The organism is Micromonospora sp. SCSIO 07396 (assembly GCF_053667945.1).
The window spans coordinates 3,585,400-3,604,210 of sequence record NZ_CM132210.1; the positions used below are offsets into that span (position 1 = coordinate 3,585,400).

General features: G+C 72.1%; 15 protein-coding genes. 5 read left to right on the forward strand and 10 right to left on the reverse strand.

Annotated elements, in window-relative coordinates; all coding sequences use genetic code 11:
• Window positions 1-18: 18 nt before the first annotated feature.
• Both ACWCHM_RS15495 and ACWCHM_RS15500 read right to left on the reverse strand, forming a co-directional pair.
• The gene (locus ACWCHM_RS15495) at window positions 19-3,693 is read right to left on the reverse strand and encodes an nSTAND1 domain-containing NTPase (protein ID WP_454222873.1); all 3,675 of its coding nucleotides are present in this window, start codon (window positions 3,691-3,693) and stop codon (window positions 19-21) included.
• Window positions 3,694-3,725: 32 nt separating this feature from the next.
• Complete coding sequence (locus tag ACWCHM_RS15500) at window positions 3,726-4,073, reverse strand: hypothetical protein (RefSeq protein ID WP_454222875.1); 348 nt, start codon at window positions 4,071-4,073, stop codon at window positions 3,726-3,728.
• Between the two features lie 16 nt (window positions 4,074-4,089).
• On the opposite strand from ACWCHM_RS15500, the gene ACWCHM_RS15505 reads away from it, so the two are divergent.
• From ACWCHM_RS15505 to ACWCHM_RS15525, 5 genes are all read left to right on the forward strand, one after another.
• Window positions 4,090-5,511: a DUF4153 domain-containing protein gene (locus ACWCHM_RS15505; protein WP_454222876.1), complete on the forward strand. Its 1,422-nt coding sequence runs from the start codon at window positions 4,090-4,092 to the stop codon at window positions 5,509-5,511.
• 95 nt (window positions 5,512-5,606) lie between these two features.
• Window positions 5,607-5,792, forward strand: a complete 186-nt coding sequence (locus tag ACWCHM_RS15510; RefSeq protein ID WP_454222877.1) for a hypothetical protein — start codon at window positions 5,607-5,609, stop codon at window positions 5,790-5,792.
• Between the two features lie 184 nt (window positions 5,793-5,976).
• On the forward strand, window positions 5,977-6,771 hold the full coding sequence (locus ACWCHM_RS15515) for a hypothetical protein (protein ID WP_204960878.1): 795 nt from the start codon (window positions 5,977-5,979) through the stop codon (window positions 6,769-6,771).
• A gap of 223 nt (window positions 6,772-6,994) precedes the next feature.
• Window positions 6,995-7,552 carry a dihydrofolate reductase family protein gene (locus ACWCHM_RS15520; RefSeq protein WP_204960877.1) on the forward strand — a complete coding sequence of 186 codons (558 nt, stop codon included), beginning with the start codon at window positions 6,995-6,997 and terminating at the stop codon, window positions 7,550-7,552.
• Between the two features lie 737 nt (window positions 7,553-8,289).
• Entirely contained in the window at window positions 8,290-10,866 is a 2,577-nt protein-coding gene (locus tag ACWCHM_RS15525) for a LuxR C-terminal-related transcriptional regulator (RefSeq protein WP_454222879.1), read from the forward strand.
• A 67-nt stretch (window positions 10,867-10,933) separates the two neighbouring features.
• On the opposite strand, the gene ACWCHM_RS15530 is transcribed toward ACWCHM_RS15525, so the two are convergent.
• The 8 genes from ACWCHM_RS15530 to ACWCHM_RS15565 form a co-directional block, all read right to left on the reverse strand.
• Window positions 10,934-12,346, reverse strand: coding sequence for a thrombospondin type 3 repeat-containing protein (locus ACWCHM_RS15530; RefSeq protein WP_454222881.1), 1,413 nt, complete (start codon window positions 12,344-12,346; stop codon window positions 10,934-10,936).
• A 178-nt stretch (window positions 12,347-12,524) separates the two neighbouring features.
• Window positions 12,525-12,962, reverse strand: coding sequence for a hypothetical protein (locus ACWCHM_RS15535; RefSeq protein ID WP_204960875.1), 438 nt, complete (start codon window positions 12,960-12,962; stop codon window positions 12,525-12,527).
• A gap of 36 nt (window positions 12,963-12,998) precedes the next feature.
• The gene (locus ACWCHM_RS15540) at window positions 12,999-14,180 is read right to left on the reverse strand and encodes a Cmx/CmrA family chloramphenicol efflux MFS transporter (RefSeq protein WP_454222883.1); all 1,182 of its coding nucleotides are present in this window, start codon (window positions 14,178-14,180) and stop codon (window positions 12,999-13,001) included.
• A 545-nt stretch (window positions 14,181-14,725) separates the two neighbouring features.
• Window positions 14,726-15,610 carry a ribosome-inactivating family protein gene (locus ACWCHM_RS15545; RefSeq protein ID WP_204960873.1) on the reverse strand — a complete coding sequence of 295 codons (885 nt, stop codon included), beginning with the start codon at window positions 15,608-15,610 and terminating at the stop codon, window positions 14,726-14,728.
• Window positions 15,611-15,846: 236 nt separating this feature from the next.
• Entirely contained in the window at window positions 15,847-16,596 is a 750-nt protein-coding gene (locus tag ACWCHM_RS15550) for an SDR family NAD(P)-dependent oxidoreductase (protein WP_454222884.1), read from the reverse strand.
• A gap of 87 nt (window positions 16,597-16,683) precedes the next feature.
• Entirely contained in the window at window positions 16,684-17,307 is a 624-nt protein-coding gene (gene wrbA / locus ACWCHM_RS15555; protein WP_204960871.1) for an NAD(P)H:quinone oxidoreductase, read from the reverse strand.
• Window positions 17,308-17,557: 250 nt separating this feature from the next.
• A complete protein-coding gene (locus ACWCHM_RS15560; protein ID WP_454222886.1) occupies window positions 17,558-18,010 on the reverse strand; it encodes a MarR family winged helix-turn-helix transcriptional regulator in 453 nt (150 codons plus the stop codon).
• A 14-nt stretch (window positions 18,011-18,024) separates the two neighbouring features.
• Window positions 18,025-18,777, reverse strand: a complete 753-nt coding sequence (locus ACWCHM_RS15565) for a trimeric intracellular cation channel family protein (RefSeq protein ID WP_204960869.1) — start codon at window positions 18,775-18,777, stop codon at window positions 18,025-18,027.
• Window positions 18,778-18,811 lie beyond the last annotated feature (34 nt).

The window sequence follows — 18,811 nt, forward strand, 5'->3', positions numbered from 1 at the left end:
GCTCAGACGCCGAACCAGTCAGCCACCGGAAGGCCGGAGGTCGGGGTAGGTGGATGCGGGCGCGGTCGGGTCGGCTCCCTGCCCGGAGGGTAGCTCGGGGCAGAGACGCCGGTAGGGCTCCGACCCGACGTGGTAGGCCCATTCGTCGTCGGTCAGGTTCCGTCCCGCCCGCCGGCAGAGCTCGGCGGGCCAGGTGTCCGGGGTGGGGGTGAGGCGGGCGGTGTGGTCCCAGGAGGTGGTGGCCAGCGTCTTGCCGTCCGGGCTGAAGGCCACCGCCGTGACCCAGCCGACGTGACCGGTGAGAACGACGATCGTCCGGCCACGGTCGCGGTCCCACAGGCGGGTGGTGCCGTCCCGACCGCTGGTGGCGATGGTCTGGCCGTCCGGGCTGAACGCGACCGCGTTCACCTCCGCGGTGTGTCCGGTCAGGACGGACGCCACCCGACGGGCGGCGATGTCCCACAGCAGGGCGGTGCCGTCGGCGGGGGCGATGGCGAGGGTCCGGCCGTCCGGGCTGAACGCCACCGCGTTCAGGTGGCCGGTCCTGGGGGCCAGGGTGACGATGGTGCTGCCGGCGTCGGAGTCCCACAGCCGGACCGTGCCGTCGGTCGAGGCGGTCGAGGCGGTGCTGCCGTCGGGGCTGAAGTCCACGGCGTCCACCCAGCCGGTGTGGCCGGTCAGCACGGCGGACGTACGTCGGGTGGCCAGGTCCCACAACCGGGCCGTGCCGTCGGTGGACGCGCTGGCCAGGAGTTGGCCGTCGGGGCTGAAGGCGACGGAGGCGACGCCGTCGGTGTGCCCGGTGAGGGTGGCCTTGCGTCGGCGGGTGCCGGTGTCCCAGAGTCGGATCCGGCCGTCCTTGTGACCGGTGGCAAGGGTCGTACCGTCCGGGCTGAACGCCACGGTGAAGACGAAGCCGGCCCGGGCGTCGAGGACGGCGAGCTGCCCCTGCCGGGCGGTGTCCCACAGGCGGACGGTGCCGTCCCTGCTTCCCGTGGCGACGGTTCGGCCGTCCGGGCTGAACGCCACCGCGTCGACGTAGCCGGTGTGGCCGCCGAGCGTGGCGACGGAACTGCTCGTCGTCGTGTCCCACGTGCGGGCGGTACCGTCCCGGCTGCCGGTCACGACGGTCGTACCGTCGGGACTCGTCCCCACGGCGAGCACCTCGTCGGTGTGGCCGGTGAGGATGGCCAGGGGCTGGTGCGTGATGGTGTCCCAGATCCGCGCGGTGCCGTCCCAGCTTCCGGTCACCACGGTGCGGCCGTCCGCTCCGAACGCCACGGCCCGCACGACGCGGGTGTGCCCGACGAGACTGGCCCGGGACTCGTGGGTCGTGACGTTCCAGATCCGCGCGGTGCCGTCGGCGGAGCCCGTGACGAGGGTCGTGCCGTCCGGGCTCAACGCGACCGCGAAGACCTCGCCCGTGTGCCCGGAGAGGACCGTCGTCTGACGGGTCGCCGTGTTCCACAGCCGGGCGGTGTTGTCGTCCCCGCCGGTGGCCAGGATCAGCCCGGTGCGGTCGAAGGTCACCGCGTTCACCGGGCCGTCGTGGCCGACCGGCACGGGCCGGGAATGGCCGGTGCGGGTGTCCCAGAGCCGGACGGCACCATCGGCGTGCCCGGTCGCGATGGTCGTGCCGTCCGGATGGAAGGCCACCGTGTCGACCGCAGCGCGACCCGTCAACGTGCCGAGGGGTCGGTGGGTGGTCGCGTCCCACAGTTGCACGGTGCCGTCGACTCCCCCGGTCGCCAGCAGACGTCCGTCCCGGGTGAAGGCGATCGCCGTCACGGCACTGCCCTGGGTGAGCGCGGCGGTCGGGCCGGCGGTCCACAGCCGGATGGTGCCGTCGTCGCCGCCGGTGGCGACGGTGCCGCCGTCGGGGCTGTACGCGACGGCGGTCACCGCGCCGGAGTGCCCGATCAGTGGCCGCGCGACGTGCATCGGGGCTGAGAGTGCCGCCTGCGCGCTGGCCACGGTCTGCGCCGTCACCGAGTGGCCGAGCCCGGCCAGCGCCAACAGGTTCGCCAGGTCAGGCTGGGTCGCCAGCACCGCACGTGACCGGGCGGCCAGACTGTCGGCGACGGCGAGGTCGCGTTGGGCGTTCGCCGTGACGGTCTGCACCACGGCGAGGACGGCCAGCAGGCTGACCGTGACCAGGCCCGCGACCAGGCTGCCGATGGTGACCCGCAGCCGCCGCCGGCGGCGGGTGTGCTCGCGGGTCTGCCGGGCCAGGCTGGTGGCGAGGAAATCGCGTTCGGTTCCGTTGAGGGCTTCGGTGTCCCGGTCGGCCCAGCCCGCGAGCAGGCTGCCCCGGTACAGGAACGCGTCGTCCTCGCCGTGCGTCGCCCAGTCGGTGGCGGCACCGGTGAGGCGGCGGTGGGCGCGTAGCGACTCGCGGTCGGCGGCGAGCCAGTCCCGGAGCGTCGGCCAGCCCCGGATGAGCGCCTCGTGGGCGATCTCCACGGTCTCCTCGCCGAGCGTCACCAACCGGGCCGCCGCGAGTCGTTCCAGGACGTACGCGGTGACGGCGTCGTCGCCGAGCTCCGCGCGGGCGACCCGCCGGCGGGTGTCCTCGGTGCCGTCGCCCAGCGCGGTCAGCCGCAGCAGGATCCGTCGGACCGCCCGGCGGTGCTCCTCGTCCAGCTCCCCGAACACCCGATCGGCCGACTGCGCGAGCGCGCCGTCCAGGCCGCCGGCCGCCTCGTAGCCGGCCAGGAACAGCCCGGCGCCGCGCCGCCGCCGCCAGGTCTCCCACAGGGCGTGGGAGACGAACGGCAACACCGCCGGCCGGGACGCCGCCTCGGCGATGATCGTGGCGACGAGGGTCTTCTCCACCATCAGCCCGGTCCGGGCCGCCGGTTCGGTGACGGCGACCGACAGCTCCTCGGGCGTCATCGGGCCGACCAGCAGCTGCGCGTCCTGCAGCGCCGCCACCAGCTCGGGCACGCGGGTGCAGTGTGCGTAGAAATCGGCCCGCAACCCGATCACCACCCGGGTGCGGCCGCCCGCCTCGCCCGCCACCGCGAGCAACGCGCGGATGAAGGTCTCCCGCTCGGACTCGTCCGCGCAGAGGGAGAACACCTCCTCGAACTGGTCGACGATCAGCAGACCGTCGGTTCCCGCCACCGGGTTGTCCGCCAGCTCCCGCACCGGGTGGGCACCGGGGGTGATCACCACGGTCCGCAGCTCCTCGTCCGCGCACCAGGCCGGCAGCAGACCGGCCCGCAGCAGGGACGACTTGCCCGAGCCCGACGGCCCGACCACCGCGACGAACCGGTGTCGGGCCAGCCGGTCCGTGAGGTCGGCGACGAGGCGGTCCCGACCGCAGAACAGGTCCGCGTCGTCGGGTCCGTAGGCGGCCAGGCCCAGGTAGGGCGGCCGGTCCCCGACCGGATCGGAGGCACCGGTCGTCGGTGGCGTCGCGGCGTCCAGTTCCGCGACCGCACTCCGCCAGCGGGCCGTCCACTCGTCGGGGTCGCCGTCGCAGGCGCGCGCGTACGCCACCGCCACCGCCAGGGTCGGCAGCCGGTCACCCGCAGCGGCCTGCGCCAGCGCGGTTGCCGAGTAGTGCGCCCGCTTGGCCAGCACGCGGTACGTCGGATTGCCCGCTGACTGCCGCAGCTCCCGTAGGGCGACGGCGAACCGCTGCGCCGGTCCCTCGCCCGGATCCACCGGACGCTCCGGACGCGGCATTTCCCCACCCCCAACGACAGATGCGAATGCTATCAGCGGCCGTCGTCGAATCGCCTGGTCGGCGGTTGTTTAGTTCCCACCCCCGGAAAGCGGACAACGTCGAACCACGGAAACGGTCGAGTCGGTTGTCCACTGTTGTTTGTCCATACCGCACTGCCGAAGCCGGACAACGCGCCGCCCAGTAGACACAGATCCGCAAGCCGCGTCACCGCGTCCGAAGGGGATCTGATGTCGTTGCCCGTCACGAGCGCCACGCCACCACCGGGCGAACCACCCGAGCCGTCGTCCTCGGCGTCGTCGTCGACCAAGCCTTCGTCGCCCGGGTCCGGGCTACCCGAGGCAACGCCCGCGCCACCGTCCCGGGCGGCGATCACCGCCACCGCGGGTGCCGCGATCGTGGCGGCCGTCGCGCTGTCGTGGGACCGGCCGGGCGTCGGGTGGCTGTTGACCGCTCTCGCCGTGGCCGCCGCGACGGTGGTCTCGGCCGGCCGCGGTTCTGCGTGGTCCGGTCGTACGGCGGTCCGGGCCGGCGAGGCCGTGGCCGTGGTGGCGCTGATCGCCGTGGGTACGGTGCGCGCGGCGGGGTGGCTGTTCGTGCTGTGCGTGCTTGCCGCCGGGGTGGTCGGCTGCGTGGCCCTGACCGATCGCTGGTCGGTCGGCGGTCTGGTGGCCGCCCCGCTGCGGGTGGTCGGTTCGGTGCCGGCCGCGCTGCGGTGGCTGCTCAGGGACGCGGTCAGGATCCACGGTCAGGATCGGGGCGCGGTCCGGCGGACCACCGTCGCCGGGCTGGTGGCGGTGGCGTTGCTGGCCGTGTTCGGGTTCCTGCTGGCCGAGGCGGACGCGGCGTTCGCCGAGGTGTTGTCCGTGCTGATCCCGTCGGTCGACGGCGGCACCCTGGTGCGGTGGCTGGGGTCGGCGGTGGCCGCCGTCGTGGTGACGGCGGTCGCGGCTCACGGTCTGCTGACCGGCACGACCGGGCCCGAACCGGAGTCGCGGCCGGAGTTGGTCCGCCGGATCGAGTGGGCCGTTCCGGTCGGCGGACTGGTCGCACTGTTCGCGGGCTTCGTCGCGGTCCAGGCGACGGTCCTGTTCGGCGGCGGTGAGCACGTGGCGAAGACCGCCGGACTGACGTACGCCGAGTACGCCCGGGCCGGCTTCTGGCAGCTACTGGTGGTCACCGGGCTCACCGTGATCGTGGTGGGCGTGGCGACCCGGATCGCGCCCCGGGCCACGGTGTCCGACCGGGTGCTGCTGCGCACGCTGCTGGGACTGCTGTCGGCCCTGACCCTGGTCATCGTCGCCTCGGCCCTCTCCCGGATGGCGGCCTACGAGCAGGCGTACGGGTTCACCAGGCAACGGTTGCTGGTGACCGTCGGCGAACTGTGGCTGGGAGCGCTCTTCCTGCTCATCCTGGTGGCCGGGATCCCGCTGCGGGGACGATGGGTGCCCCGGGCCGCCCTCGCCACGGCCGTCGGCGCGCTGATCGGCCTGGCCGTGCTCAATCCCGACGCGTTCATCGCCCGACAGAACGTGAACCGGGCCGCGAAGCACGGGATCGATGTGCACTACCTCAGCACCCTGTCCGCAGACGCCGTTGCGGCGCTGCAGAAGCTGCCGGAGCCGTACCGCTCCTGCGCGTTGGCCGCGATCGCCGACGAACTGAACGGCGGCTCGGCACCCTCGTCGGGGTCCGACCGGCGCGACGCGTGGCAGGAGTGGAACCTGGGCCGCGCCACCGCCCGGGACCACCTCGACGAGGAGGCTCTGCGTCCGTGTTCGGCGGCGTACGGGCGGTACGACTTGCCTGACGCTGACTGAGCTTCCGGCCTGACGACGGTCGGCGGGCAGGCCGCGGGCCTCGGCCTGTGGTTCCCGGGTGATGGCGGACTGGACCGGGGCCGGCGCATCTCGCCGTGAGCTCGGCGGACGCGCCGGGCGGGCCGCCTGCCGCGCTGCTGCGGGTCATCAGCGCGACCCCGGGGCTGTCGCGGGCGCTGCGGGTGGTGATGCGCCGCGCCTACCGCTCCGGGCTGCGTAAGGAGGGCCACGCCGACATCACGGACGGGCGACGGCCCGACGGACCGCCACCCGCGTCCTGACCGGCAGGGTCGGCCGCGCGACCGGGCGACCGGGCGACGCACGGATCACGGGGCACGGACGGCAGGGGCGCAACCGGCTGGCGTACCGGCGTTGTGCGGGCCCCGCTGCGGGGCTGGCATCATCACCGGTCAGCGGTCCCGGGTGGCCGGTCCCGCTGAACAACAGCTACCGGAAGGAGACGGCGTGTCCCACTGGGACGACCTGCTCGGTCAGGCGTTCGGCCTGCTGCTCGGCCGGCCGTTGGCGGAGTTCGACGCGGCGGGCACGTACGCGGTGTTCCACTACGACGACGAGACCGCTGGCGAGGCGCTCGAAGAGTTCGATCCCGCAGATCTCGTGGCCGACGTCGACGGCAGGTCGGGCGACCTCGGCGGTGACGAGCTCTATCCGGACCGGTGGGTGCCCGACCTGGCCGGGTCGGCGTTCGTCGCCACCGACGTACGGCCCGCCGCGCTCCAGCCGCTGATCACCGCCGGGCCCGACGACGACCGGGCCGTGGTGTGGGGCAGGGACATCGGCCGGGCGCTGCGGGACGGCTCGCTGGGTCTCGACGAGCTCAGCCCCGACGGCTACCGGCAGTACCCCCATCTGCTCCTGCGGCCGCGGACGGACGGCTCGTTGCTGGACGCGATGCGCGCGGCGACCTGGACGATGAGCGCTCCGGACGGCCTGTGCGACATCGGCGACAGCCTCGTGCGAGACGGGTACGTCGAGGCCGGGGTGAGCGTGGTCGACCCCCGCTGGGAGTCGACCCTGGACCAGATCGGCGACGAGGCGCTGCGGCGGCACCTGCGTGGGCTGTGCCTCGACGCCCGCTGGGCACGGATGGCCGGCGCGTACTATCTCGGCCCCGGTGAGTGCCCGTCCGACCTGCGGCCGATCGCCGACCTGCCGGGCAGCAGGGTGATCGCCGGTTGGGAGTTCGGTGAGGGCCAGGGCGCCACGGCCGTCGTGCTCCTTGGGCCTCCCGTCGGGTAGGGGTGCCCGGTACGATGTGGACGGAACTCCCTCCCTCGGACAGCGGGCCTCGACGTCGGCCGAGCGTGGAGGCCGGGCGGAGCACGGCCAGCGCCACGGTCGAGGAACCCGATGAGGACGGCCTGCCCGCACCCGACGCCCGTGGTCTCCCACCCCGTCGCGTCGGGACAGACCGGCGGCGTCACCCGGGGCGGCGGCGTCGGTGGCGCTAGACTCGCCGGCCATGGGACTGCTCACCTTCAGCCTGAACATCACCCTGGACGGCTGTGTCGACCACCAGGAGGGGGTCGTCGACGACGAGACGCACGCCTTCTTCACCCGGCTCATGGACGACAGCGGGGCGATGCTGTGGGGTCGGGTCACCTACGAGATGATGGAGAGTGCCTGGCCGGTCATCGCCCGGGGTGACCAGGAGGCACCGCCGGCCATGCGGGAATGGGCAGCCAAGCTGGAGGCCAAACCCAAGTACGTGGTGTCGACGACGCGCACGGAATTCCCGTGGACCAACAGCCACCACATCGCCGGCGACCTGCGCGAGGGCGTGCAGAAGCTCAAGGACGCGACCCCGGCCGGGGTCCTGCTCGGCAGCGGCACCCTCGCGACCGAACTGGACCGGCTGGACCTGATCGACGAGTACCGGATGCTCGTCCATCCCCGGATCGCCGGCCACGGCCCGACCCTCTACCAGGGCGGACTGCCCGCCACGCGCCGGCTCGAACTGCTCTCGGCGGCGCCGCTCCGTTGTGGTGCGGTGGCCGTGCACTACCGCCGCGCACGCTGATCGCCGGAGTCCACGGCCGGCCACCTACGGCCGCGCCTACGCTGACGCCATCCCGGGCGCCCGGTTCACGCTGCTGCCGGATGCCGGTCATCTGCCGCAACTGGAGACTCCGGAACGACTTCTCACCGCCGTGCTGGTCCGGTAGCCGCACTGCGGGGTCGTGAACGGTGCCGCCGCGGCGCGGCACCGACACCATGACGCCGGAGCGGACCACCCGCGCCGGCCGGGCGGATCAGCTGTGGCAACTACGGGGTGCGTGGTTGCACATGGCGACCACGTCACCAGAAGGTGCCTACGTCAGCGCCGCCTGGGCACCGGCGACGACGAACGCCAGCGCGGCAGCCGCGATGACCGTGCGAACCAGTGTGGACATATTCGCCCCTTCGACAGACCGGAGATTCGATGTGATCGATAATATCGTTGTCGGTGGAGGACCGACCAACGTCGGATTCCCTGGCGGACGTAGATCGAGCATGCCGGGCTAATGCCGCCAATTCGGGACGGCGTTTTCGTTCACCCAGAATTCCCGCGGGACCCGGCCAGCATGCGCGACGGTGTGTGGACGGGGCGGTGGACACGATGGTCACCCGCCCCGGCCGGTCGGGATTCCGATTGAGGCGCATTGTTGGCGTACCGGTTCGTTGCGGCCACAATGCAGGCAGCGCAGTGCCGTCGCCGCCACGAGGGGACCGGCCGCACGCTTCGTCCACCGGCGGGGGTGGGGAGATGATCCCGGCATGACGATGATCGGCCGGACCGGGGAGTTCAGCGACGTGCTCGCTGCGGTGCACGACCCACGGACCGACGTGGTCCTGGTCACCGGCGAGGCCGGCGTGGGCAAGACCCGGCTGCTCGACGCCGTGTCCACGGCTGTTCCCGCCGTCCGCGCCTGGGGCACCAGGGGCCTGTCGCACGTCCCGTTGGCGGCCCTGGCGCACCTGGTCGACCCGGCGACGACGTCGCTTCCGGAGATGGTCGCCCAGGTGCTGCGGGCGGTCCCCGCCGGCACGGTGCTCGCGGTCGACGACCTGGACGGCTGCGACGAGGTCTCCCTGGCCGTCGCGGTATGGGTCGCCCGCGACGCCGGTCGCACCCTGGTCGCCACCGTGCGGACCGCCGACGGTCGGGTGCCGCCCGCCGTGGCCGAACTCGCGGCGGCGTCGAACACCGTGCTCCTGCCCGTTGCGCCGTTTGACCGCACGTGCACGGAGGAACTGGTCGACGCACTGCTCGACGGGCCGGTCGACGCCGGGGTCGTCGACGACGTGTGGCGGCGGACCGGCGGCAACGCCCTGTTCGTCACCCAACTGCTCGACAGCGCGCGGCGCAGCGGCGCGTTGCACCGGTCGGCGGTCGGCTGGCACGCCGTCGGGCCGCTGCCGGTACCCATCGGGCTGCGTAGTCTCCTGCCGGCCCGCCTGGCGGGCCTGCCCGACGACGCCGTCGCCGCCGCCCGCTTCCTGGCCGCCACCGGCCGGGCGCACGACGACGAGATCACGCAGGCCGGGCACCTCGCCGGAACCGAGCACCTGGTCGCCCACGGGATCGCGGTCTGGGCGGCCGAGACCGCGCGGTTCGTGCACCCGTTGTTCGCCGAGGTGCTGTGGGAGGGGCTGTCGCCGGCCCGGCGGCGGGCGGTGCTCCGCGAGCACCTCGCGGTCACCCGGAGTCTCGCTCCGCACGACCAGGTGCGGTGCACCGTGTTGAGCCTGGACGCCGGAGAGGCCGTGCAGCCGGGGCCGTTGCTGGCCGCGGCGCGGGTCGCTGCCGCAGGTGGTGCGACGGACGTCGCGGTACGGCTGGCCCGGGCGTGCCTCGACCGGGTCCCCGGGGTGTGGACCGCCCGCCCGCAGGTCGCCGTCGGTGCCGCCCTCGTCCTCGCGGTCAACCTCTGGGAGACCGGGCGTGCCGACGAGGCCGTGACCGTCCTGCGCGACGCGCTGGGCCGCACCCCACCGGGCCGGGACGCCGCCCTGCTCGCCGTGACCCTGCACAAGGTGGTCCTCTGGGGCTGCCACGACCTGTCCGCCGCCCGGGACGTGCTACGGCAGCAGTCCGCCCGGTATCCCACCGGTGCGCCGGTCGGGGCCCTGTTCGCGGTCGCCGAGGCCGACGCCCTGGCGTACGCCGGGTTCCCCGACGAGGCGCTGGCACTCGCGTCCGGCGTCGCGGACGGCGACACGCTGCCGTTGCCGGTCCGGACCATGCTGGCGACGAGCCGCAGCAACGCCCTGGCCCACCTCGGGCGGACCGGCGAGGCGGTGGCCGTGGTCGAGGCGCTGCTCGACGAGGTCACGGCCGCCGGGCCGGAGGCGACCGCCGGGACCCGCGACAAACTGCTCGTGTACGCGAGTCACGCCCTGCGCGAGCACGGTCGGCTCGACGACGCCGCCCACACCGCCGAACGCGCGTACCAGGGCGCGTTGGCCGACGGTGTGGTCTTCGAGCGTGCCTGGGCCGCAGTGTGCGTCGGTGCGGCCCGGTTGCAGGCGGGGCACCTGGACGAGGCGACGCTCTGGGCCCGGCGGAGCCTGGTGACCTCGGTGGCCGCCGGGATGACCGACTGCACCCGGGTCTGCCTGTCCGTGCTGACCGTGGCCCACGGCTCACGCGGTCTGGCCCCGGAGCAGGCGTGGGTGACACACCTGCGCTCACCTGAGGCGGGCCTGGGGTTCCTGCGCCACACCGTGCCGATCGCGCTGGGCTGGGCTGCGTACGCCGAGGGTCGGCATGCCCTGGCCGGCGACCTGCTGCGGCAGGGTCAGGCCAGGGCCGCGCGGGACCGGGCGGTGGCCGCCGAGTCCTGGATCCTGCACGAGCGCCTGCGGATGCACGACACCGCCGGGGTACGCGCCAGGCTGGCGTCGCTCGCCGTCGGGTCCCCGGTCGGGGTGGCCCGGCTGGCCCTGGCCACCGGGCTGGAACGTGCCTGCCCGGTGACCCTGCTGGAGGCCACGGCGGCCTTCGAGGCGACCGGTTCGCCCCTGTACGCGGCGGAGGCCGCGGCGGCGGCGTCCCGGTGCGCGTCCGGCCGGGCTGCGGCGGCGGCCCGGCGACGGGCCGCCGAGTTCGCGCACGAGGTGGGTGACCCGCCGACTCCCCTGCTGGGCCGGTCGCCTGTGCCCACCGACCCGTTGACCTCCCGTGAGCGCCTCGTCGCCGAGCTCGCCGCGGGTGGGGCGACGAACGCCGAGATCGCCGGACGCCTGGTCCTGTCGGTACGGACGGTGGAGAACCATCTGTTCCGCGCCTATGCGAAGCTCGGAATCAACTCCCGGGGCGACCTCACCCGGTACGGGATACCGCGCCGGTAGTCGCGGTGTCCGACGGCGGCACGGCGGGCGTCGGCGACAGCCGCCGTGCCGCCGCCGGACGGCGGTCTCAGCAGGTGCCGCCGCCGCAGCCCCCGGGGGCCCCGCCGCCGGTCGCCCCGTCGAGCGGGTTGGGCAGGTCGGGGCGGGTCTCGGGCGCGGCGGTGTTCCAGCCGGTCCCGAGGACCAGCGCCCCGACGTGGGTGCTGTCGTCGTCACCCGAGAACAGCGAGATCAGGTCCCGGCGGTGCATGGCGGCGGTGACGTCGTCGTCGGTCAGGACGCCGACCACGGAGGGTGCGTCCTGAACCGGGGTGACCGTCGAGCCCTTCATCGTGAGCAGCTTCTCGATGGCGGCGGCCGTCTCCTGGTGCGAGAGCCAGGCCGTGCCGGGCAGGGCCGGGCCGGTGCCCTCCTCGCCGGTGGTCATCGCATCCGTGCAGTTCTCGCCCTTGGCATCGCACTTCTGGGTCTTGGTGGTCGAGGAGGTCTCCTTGCCGTTCTTGTCGACCGTCCGCTCGGTGTGGGTCTTCGTCGTACCGGTGACCTTGCCGTCCTGGTCGCGCTCGTACTCGGTGGTGTCCTTCGTGATCGTCGTGCCGCCGTCCTTGCTTCCCGTGTGGACGGTCTCCGTCTCCCTGACGACGTTCCCGTTCTGGTCGCGCTGCGTCCGCTCGGTGTGGTATCTGCCACTCAGGTCGTAGTACGCCTCGTCGGTCGACGACCCTGCCGTATTCAGTTCCGGGTCGTAATACTCGGTCCGGCTGCTCGACGTGCAGATCATCTCGCACCCCGGCGTCCCGGGAGTGGTCCTCGACGAGGACCCGTCGCCGTACTCCGTGGCCCGCGTGCCGTTGTCGCTGCTCGTGTTCTTCTCGCCGCCGTGGCTGGCCGCCCACCAGGCGGTCACCCCGTCGTACGCGCCGTACCAGCTGCCGTTGAACCGGCCGAGGTCGATCCCCATCGTCCTGCCGCCGCTGTCGAGGGTCAGGCCGAAGGTCAGACCGGTCTTCCACGGTGCTTCGACACCGAGGCCCTTGAGCAGCCCGTCGTCGATCCCGGCGAGCGCCATGCTCCCCCTGCGGGTAGGGATCCCGAAGACCTCCGACGGCAGGCCCGGCTCGACACCGCCTGGCAGGTCCTGCAGGTTGAGCCACTTCTTTTCGAGACCCTTGACGAACTCCTCCGGGAACACGGCCCACGTGCCGTACCCGAGTTCGTAGGTCGGCAGTTTCCCGTCGATCGTCGCGGCCAGGACGAGGGACAGCGGCGGGGTGCTCGCCGGGTCGAGCGGGTCGTAGCCGAGAGCGGTCTCGTCGGCGTCGGCCACGCCGTCACCGTCGGAGTCCACCACCCCCACCGCCAGGTAGCAGGCGGACAGGTCGCACACCCGCAGGTCGGCGAGCCTGTCGCCGCGTCGGCCGTCGGCGGCGTGGGCCGACGAGGCGAGGGCCGTGGGGAACAGAAGGGCACCGCAGGTCAAGGTCGTCAGTGCGCGCCGGAACCAGGCAGGCGCGGAAGTGGCAGTGGGAGAGGACATCATGGGGGCGAACCTAGGGAGCCGGCGCAGGCATGTCCTGAGTAGTGCGTACTCAACCGTACGCCGTGCCGCGCCGTTCGGGCGCGGCACGGTGCCGGGTGCCGTCCGTGGTCACCCTGTTTCAGAGCTTGACCAGGGCCAGCGTCCACTGGCCGTGAGCGTCTTCCCAGAGAGTGACGATCTCGCCGACCGGGACCGAGTTGTACTCGTGCCGCTCGTCCTCCTCGTAGTAGTCGCCGTCCTCCTCGGCCGCCGCGACGATGCGCAGGGCGTCCTCGCGGGTGCCGTCAGTGGCTGCGCGGATGCGGGAGACCCGCCACGTGACACCGCTGAGGTCGCGGCCGACGAGTTCACTACCGGGCACGAGGTTCTCGTCGTCGTCATCGATCGCGAAGAGGGTGCCGGGACCGTCGACCGGTAGCGTGTCGGTGTCGCCGATCATCAGGCCGTCGTCGACGATCTGCCGTTCGCCGCTGAGCACCGCCGGGTCGAGCCAGGCCGGCCGCCGGTCGAGTCCGACCTCGCTGATGAAGTTTCCCCAGGCGTAGAGCGCATACATGCGCGCATGCTACCGAGCGGCAGGATCCTCGCTTCCTCAGGACAATCGCCCCGGTGAGCCTCGATCCTCCCGGTAGGCAGTTCGACAGGTGAACCAGACGCCGACGGCGAGAATCACCAGCACGCAGCTGGCGATGACCGGGCCGCGTACGCCGAGCGCTTCGATGGTGAAACCGCCGGCGAGGGGTCCGGTGACCGCACCGACGTTCAACGCGACGGTCGCGAAGGAACCACCCATCGTGGGCGCGTCGCGTGTGGTGGCGACGATCCGGGCGATGAGCGTGCTGCCCAACGCGAACGACAACGCACCCTGGGTCAGGGCGAAAAGCCACAATGCCGCAGGGCTGGCGACGGTGAACGCCAGCAGCGCCCAGCCCGCCATGAGCAGCGGCCCGGTGACGGTGATCAGCGGTCGCCAGTGCCGGTCGCCGAACCGCCCGGCCACGGTGACACCGAGGAACGCCCCGATCCCGAAGACAGCGAGCAGCAGCGGTACGGTGCGGTCGGTGAACCCGGCCGGCCCGGTGGCGATCGCCGCCAGGTAGGTGAAGGTGCCGAACGTCGCGGCGTTGACCAGCACGGCCAGCACGATGTTCAGCTGCGCCGGACGCCGACGCAGACTCGCCAACTCGCGGCCGATGGCGCTCCCGGCCCCCGTTCCGGCGCTCTGCCGGGGGTGGGTCGGCGTGGCCGCCAGAACCGCGACGAGCGCGGGCAGGCAGAGCAGCGCGATCGCCCACAACGTGGCACGCCAGCCCAGCACCTCGCCGACGAAGGCGCCGGCGGGCACTCCGGCGATCAGCGCGAGGGTGGTGCCGCCGAGGATGACTGCCAGCGCGCGGGTGTGCCGCTCGGCCGGCACGATGCGCGTCACGGTCGAGAGGGCGACGGCGAGGAACCCGGCGTTCGCCAGCGCCGCGCCGATCCGCGAGGCCACCAGGATGGCGAAGCTGTCGGTGATCGCGCCGATGACGTGCGCGGCGATGAACAGGGCCAGACACCCGGTCAGGGTCCAGCGGGGTGGGAGCCGGCGGGCAGTGGCGGCCGTCGCCGGCGCGCCGACGACCATTCCCAGGGCGAAGCCGGAGGTGAGAAACCCGGCTCGGCCGAGCGAGACCTCCAGGTCGGTGGCGATGCCGGGAAGGAGGCCGGCGAGGACGAACTCCGAGGTTCCCTGGGCGAAGACCGCGACCGCGAGCAGGTAGAGGAGGACGGGCATGAGGGTGCCTTCCGAAGCGGGAACGTGATGGGTGGCAGGCGTGTGGCGCTGCCGGTGCTTCGGATGCGCAGGAACTCGAACGACGTCGCCGCCGACCGGATCGGCGCGGATCGTCAGAGCAGGGACTGGGGCATCGGGGCTACCGGGAGGCCGGCAGCCCTGACCGGTCCGCTTGGGGGGAACTCACCTCGCGAGGCTACCAAACGGGCCCGTCGTCGCTGGTGGGCGCGCGCAACGACGACGCGCGCAGGTCATCTGGGCCGTCCGTACCGCCGCTCGCCGTGAACACGCAGTTCAACTGGCTCGTCACCGCGCGAGGGGCGCGTGGTCCAGCGGCGAGGCCGGCACCCCGGGATCGCTGATCTCCGGGTGCCGGCCTCGCCGCTGACCGTCGGTATCGCCGTAACCGCACCGGCTCCACCGCAGGCCCCGGGCAGACCGGACGCGTCACCTCGGACGCGTCCCTGCTTCCTCAGCGAGGTCCGGGGCCGTCCTATGGATCCGGTTCTCCACTCGCTGTCTGCCGGGTCGTGCGAGGCGGTGGGTCAGTACTGGGCCACCCGTACGTACTGCCGCGCCTGGGCGATCGTCGAGATGACGTGGGTGGAGTTGCCGCCGAGCCGTACGGTGTAGGTGTTGGTCGCGCCGTAGCTCCATCCCAGAATGGCACTGGAAATCGCACTCCACTGGTTCTCCAGCTCAGCATGCCGAAGGGTGATGGGAGCATTGTTGTAGCTACGCATCCCCTGACGGAAGATGCCCTCGATGTCGTTGAAGCGGGCACCCTCCGAGACGAACCCGATCAGGGTCTGCAACGACCTGGCCGCCTCCTGCTGCCGGCCACCGGGGTTGGCGGTGGGGTTCTCCATGCGGGCCAGCGACCCGATCGAGCCGGCGACGTCCTGGAAATTGGCGAGCATCGCCGTCCGGCTGCGGTTGGCAGCTCCCTCGATGCTGCCGTAGTTGCTGGTGAAGTAGAGCGTCTGCACGTTGGTGTCGACTCCGTACCAGCTACTGTTGGTCGTCCGGCTGAACCTGTCCCGCAGGGTTCCCGCCTGGTCGGAAAACGCGTAGGTGGCACCCCGCTGGGTGGAGAAGCCCAGGACGTAGAGGTTCTGCGGGTCGATCCACAGATCGACGTCCTGCGCTGCGTACTCGAGCGTGACCCGTAGCAGGGCCCGGTTCGTCTGGGTCACCAGTCCGCCCCGACTGTCGGCCCAGTCCGACACGGCGTTCCGCACCGCCGCGAGGAAACTGGAGTACCTGATCATCTGGTTGTCGCCGGGGCCGTATTCCATGATGAGGTAGACCTGCCGCAGTTGGTCCGTCGGAATGGTGGCCGACGCCGGACCGCTGCTGACCGCAGTTCCGCCGGCGGCCATGACCAGCGCTACGGCAGAGCCGACGACCGCGCGCACGAGACGGTGCATTGTCCTCATTGTTTCGCTCTTTCCTCTTCGACGATTCGCCGCCCGGCGGTGTGCGGGGCGCGGAATACCGCCGATCATCGGCGGCTCCCCCGAAAAGCTACCTAGGACGTGTTTATTCCTACTGATCTGCTTGTGTAACGGCATCGACGATGCCGGCCCGTCCCGCACGGGCAGCACCTGTCGGTCCCGGTGCGCCCGGTGATCGTCCGATGGCCGCTGTCGTGGGTGGCGGTCCGCTACCGGGGCAGACCCTGGTAGTCGGCCGGTCCGGCGATCTGCCCACCGTCGCCGGCCACTTCGCTGCCCGTGACGAACGTCGAGTCGTCGCTGGCGAAGAACAGGACGATTCTCGCGATGTCGTCCGGCTCCCCGACCCGGCCGAGCGCGACGTTGGCCGTGTCGAAGACGACGCCGTCGGTCATCGGCGTGCGGATCTGACCGGGGTGGACGGCGTTCACCCGGATCCCGTGGACGCCCAACTCCAGCGCGGTGGTCCGGGTCAGGCCGCGTACGCCCCACTTGGAAACCACGTAGCCGGACATTCTCGGCACACCCTGTAGGGCGCCGACGGAGCCGATGTTGACGATCGATCCGCCGCCGGCGCGCTTCATCGCCGGGACCACGGCCTGGATGCCGTTGAAGACGCCGATCAGGTTCACGTCCAGCGTGCGCTGCAACCGCGCGGCGTCCCACTGCTCCAGCGGAGCCGGATCGGCGATGCCCGCGTTGTTGACCAGGATGTCCAGCGAACCGAAGCGCGCCTCCGTCCGTACGACCAGGGCAGCCCACTGGTCCGCCGACCGGACGTCGAGTTCCTCGGCGACGGCCCGCTGCCCGAGTTCGAGGGCGAGAGCCTGCGCCGCCGCGAGGTTCACATCGGCGACGACCACGTTCGCGCCCTCGGTCACGAACCGCCGCACGGTGGCGGCACCCATGCCCATCGCGCCGCCCGTGACCACCGCCGTCTTTCCTGCCAACCGTGCCATGGTGGCTCCTCTCTGCCGTACCGTGACGGCCTTTTCTGTGGTTCCCGGCTGCTCGACGCTGGTCGGGCGCCGGCGGCGGCCGACCGGTCAGGCGGCACGCCCGGACTTCAGGGCCCGCGCGATCCGGACGACCCGTTCGGCCTGGTGGCGGGCGGAGTTGCGGGTGTCGTCGTCGATCGAGCCGAGGTCGGGGCCGAACGCGGCGTGGTGCGACGTGCCGTAGGGGTTGCCGTCGACGAACTTGACCGCGTCGGTGTATCCGGGCGGCACGATGATCCCGCCGAAGTGGTGGATGCTGTTGTACATGGCGAGCAGGGTCGACTCGTGCCCGCCGTGCCGGGTGCCGGTCGAGGTGAAGCCGCTGTAGACCTTGTCCGCCAGCCCACCGGCCTGCCACACCGGCGACAGGGTGTCGAAGAACTGCTTCAACTGGGCCGCGATGTTGCCGAAGCGGGTGGGTGAGCCGAAGATGACCGCGTCGGCCCAGGTGAGGTCGTCGGGGGTCGGGGTGGGCACGTCGGCAGTGGCCGCGTGGTGGGCGGCCCAGACGGGATTCGCCTCGATCGCGGCCTGCGGCGCGAGCTCGGCGACCTTGCGGACCCGCACCTGCGCCCCGGCGGCCTGCGCCGCGTCCGCCATCGTGTTGGCGATCTCGGTGCCGGTGCCGGTCGACGAGTAGTAGATCAGGGCGAGTGTGACGACGTCGGACATGGCTGTGGTCTTCTCCTCGGTTGCGGAACCTTGGTGGCCCCGGCGGGGTACGGGCGGCTTACCTCGACCGACCGTAGCCATTTTTAGGTGACACGTCATCATCATGTGTTTGGTGACACATCACCATCACGGCGCTGTAGTGGGTTCCGTCAGGGATAGATCCGGGACAAAACGCCATCTGAGCCGCAGCATGTCCGCAGGCATCACCGCCCAGGTGCGGTGACTTGTCACCTAATTGACCTGCGGTTGATCAGTCCTCGAAGGCGTCGCTCGCGAGGTTGTCCAGCACGGTTTCGGAGACCACGGCGAGGGTGTCGAGCTGCCGGGGGCTGAGCAGGTCGAGAAAGATCTGACGCACGTACCGCAGATGCAGGGGCGTCGCCTTGTCGATCACCGCACGCCCCTCATCGGTCAAGGCGATGCGCGTGCCACGTCGATCCTCGACGCAGGTCTGACGTTCCAGCAGCCCCCGTCGAATCATGCGCGACGTCTGGTGGATCACCCGGGTCTTCTCCCACCGGAGAGCCTCCCGCAGCTCGAAGACCCGCATCGGACCGGCCGGGGACATGCGCAGGACGCTCAGCACGGCGAATTCCGCCACCGAGATATCCGCGTCACGGAGCAACTGGCGGTTCAGGTGACGCCGGACGTCCTCCTGCATCGTCAGGAACCCGAACCACGCACGGCGCTCGCGGTCGCTCAACCGCCCAGACTCACTCACCCGTCCACGCTACCGCCGAAGGACGCACCCGACCGGTTGGCCGACCGTCCTGCGCGGTGACGGCGGTGCCGCTGCCTGCTGCCACCGACGCCGTCGGGACCGGTATTCGGGCGTCGGGGGCCTACCGCACGCTGTTCGGGGAAGGTCCAGCCGAAACGAACGGCGGACAGCCGTACGGACATCGTCACGACGACGCAGGCGAGCCCCGCGATCAGGATCGGCGTGCCGGATGCGGTCAGCAGGACGAGCGTCCCGGTGCCGGCCCCGGCGGCCACGGCGTAGAGGGTGCCGACCTGCAGGATGGAGATCGGCAGTCCCAGGATCACGTCGCGCAGGATCCCGCCGCCGATGGCGCCGATGACCCCCACGACCAGCGCCCCGGCTCCGCCGACACCGACCGACAACGCCTTCGAGGCCGCGATCGCGCCGAACACGCCCATCACCACCGCGTCCAACCCGGTGATCAGCCAAGCCACCCGGACGATCACCGGTTGCAGCAGCATGCCCAGGACCGCCGAGGCGCCGGCCACCGGCAGGTACCAGTTTCTCCAGACCACGACGGGCGGCTGATTGAGCACCATGTCGCGAAGCAGGCTCCCCCCGAGCGACACGGCGAGTCCGATGACGACGACGCCCAACACGTCGATGCGACGCCGCCGCTCTCCCGCCGCGAACAGCGCGCCCTGAAGACCGCCCAGCCCTGCGGCGAGCAGTTCGATCCAGAGCGCCACCTGGAACAGGGTGGACATGTGGTCATCCTCCGCAGGGCTCGGGGCCGGCTCA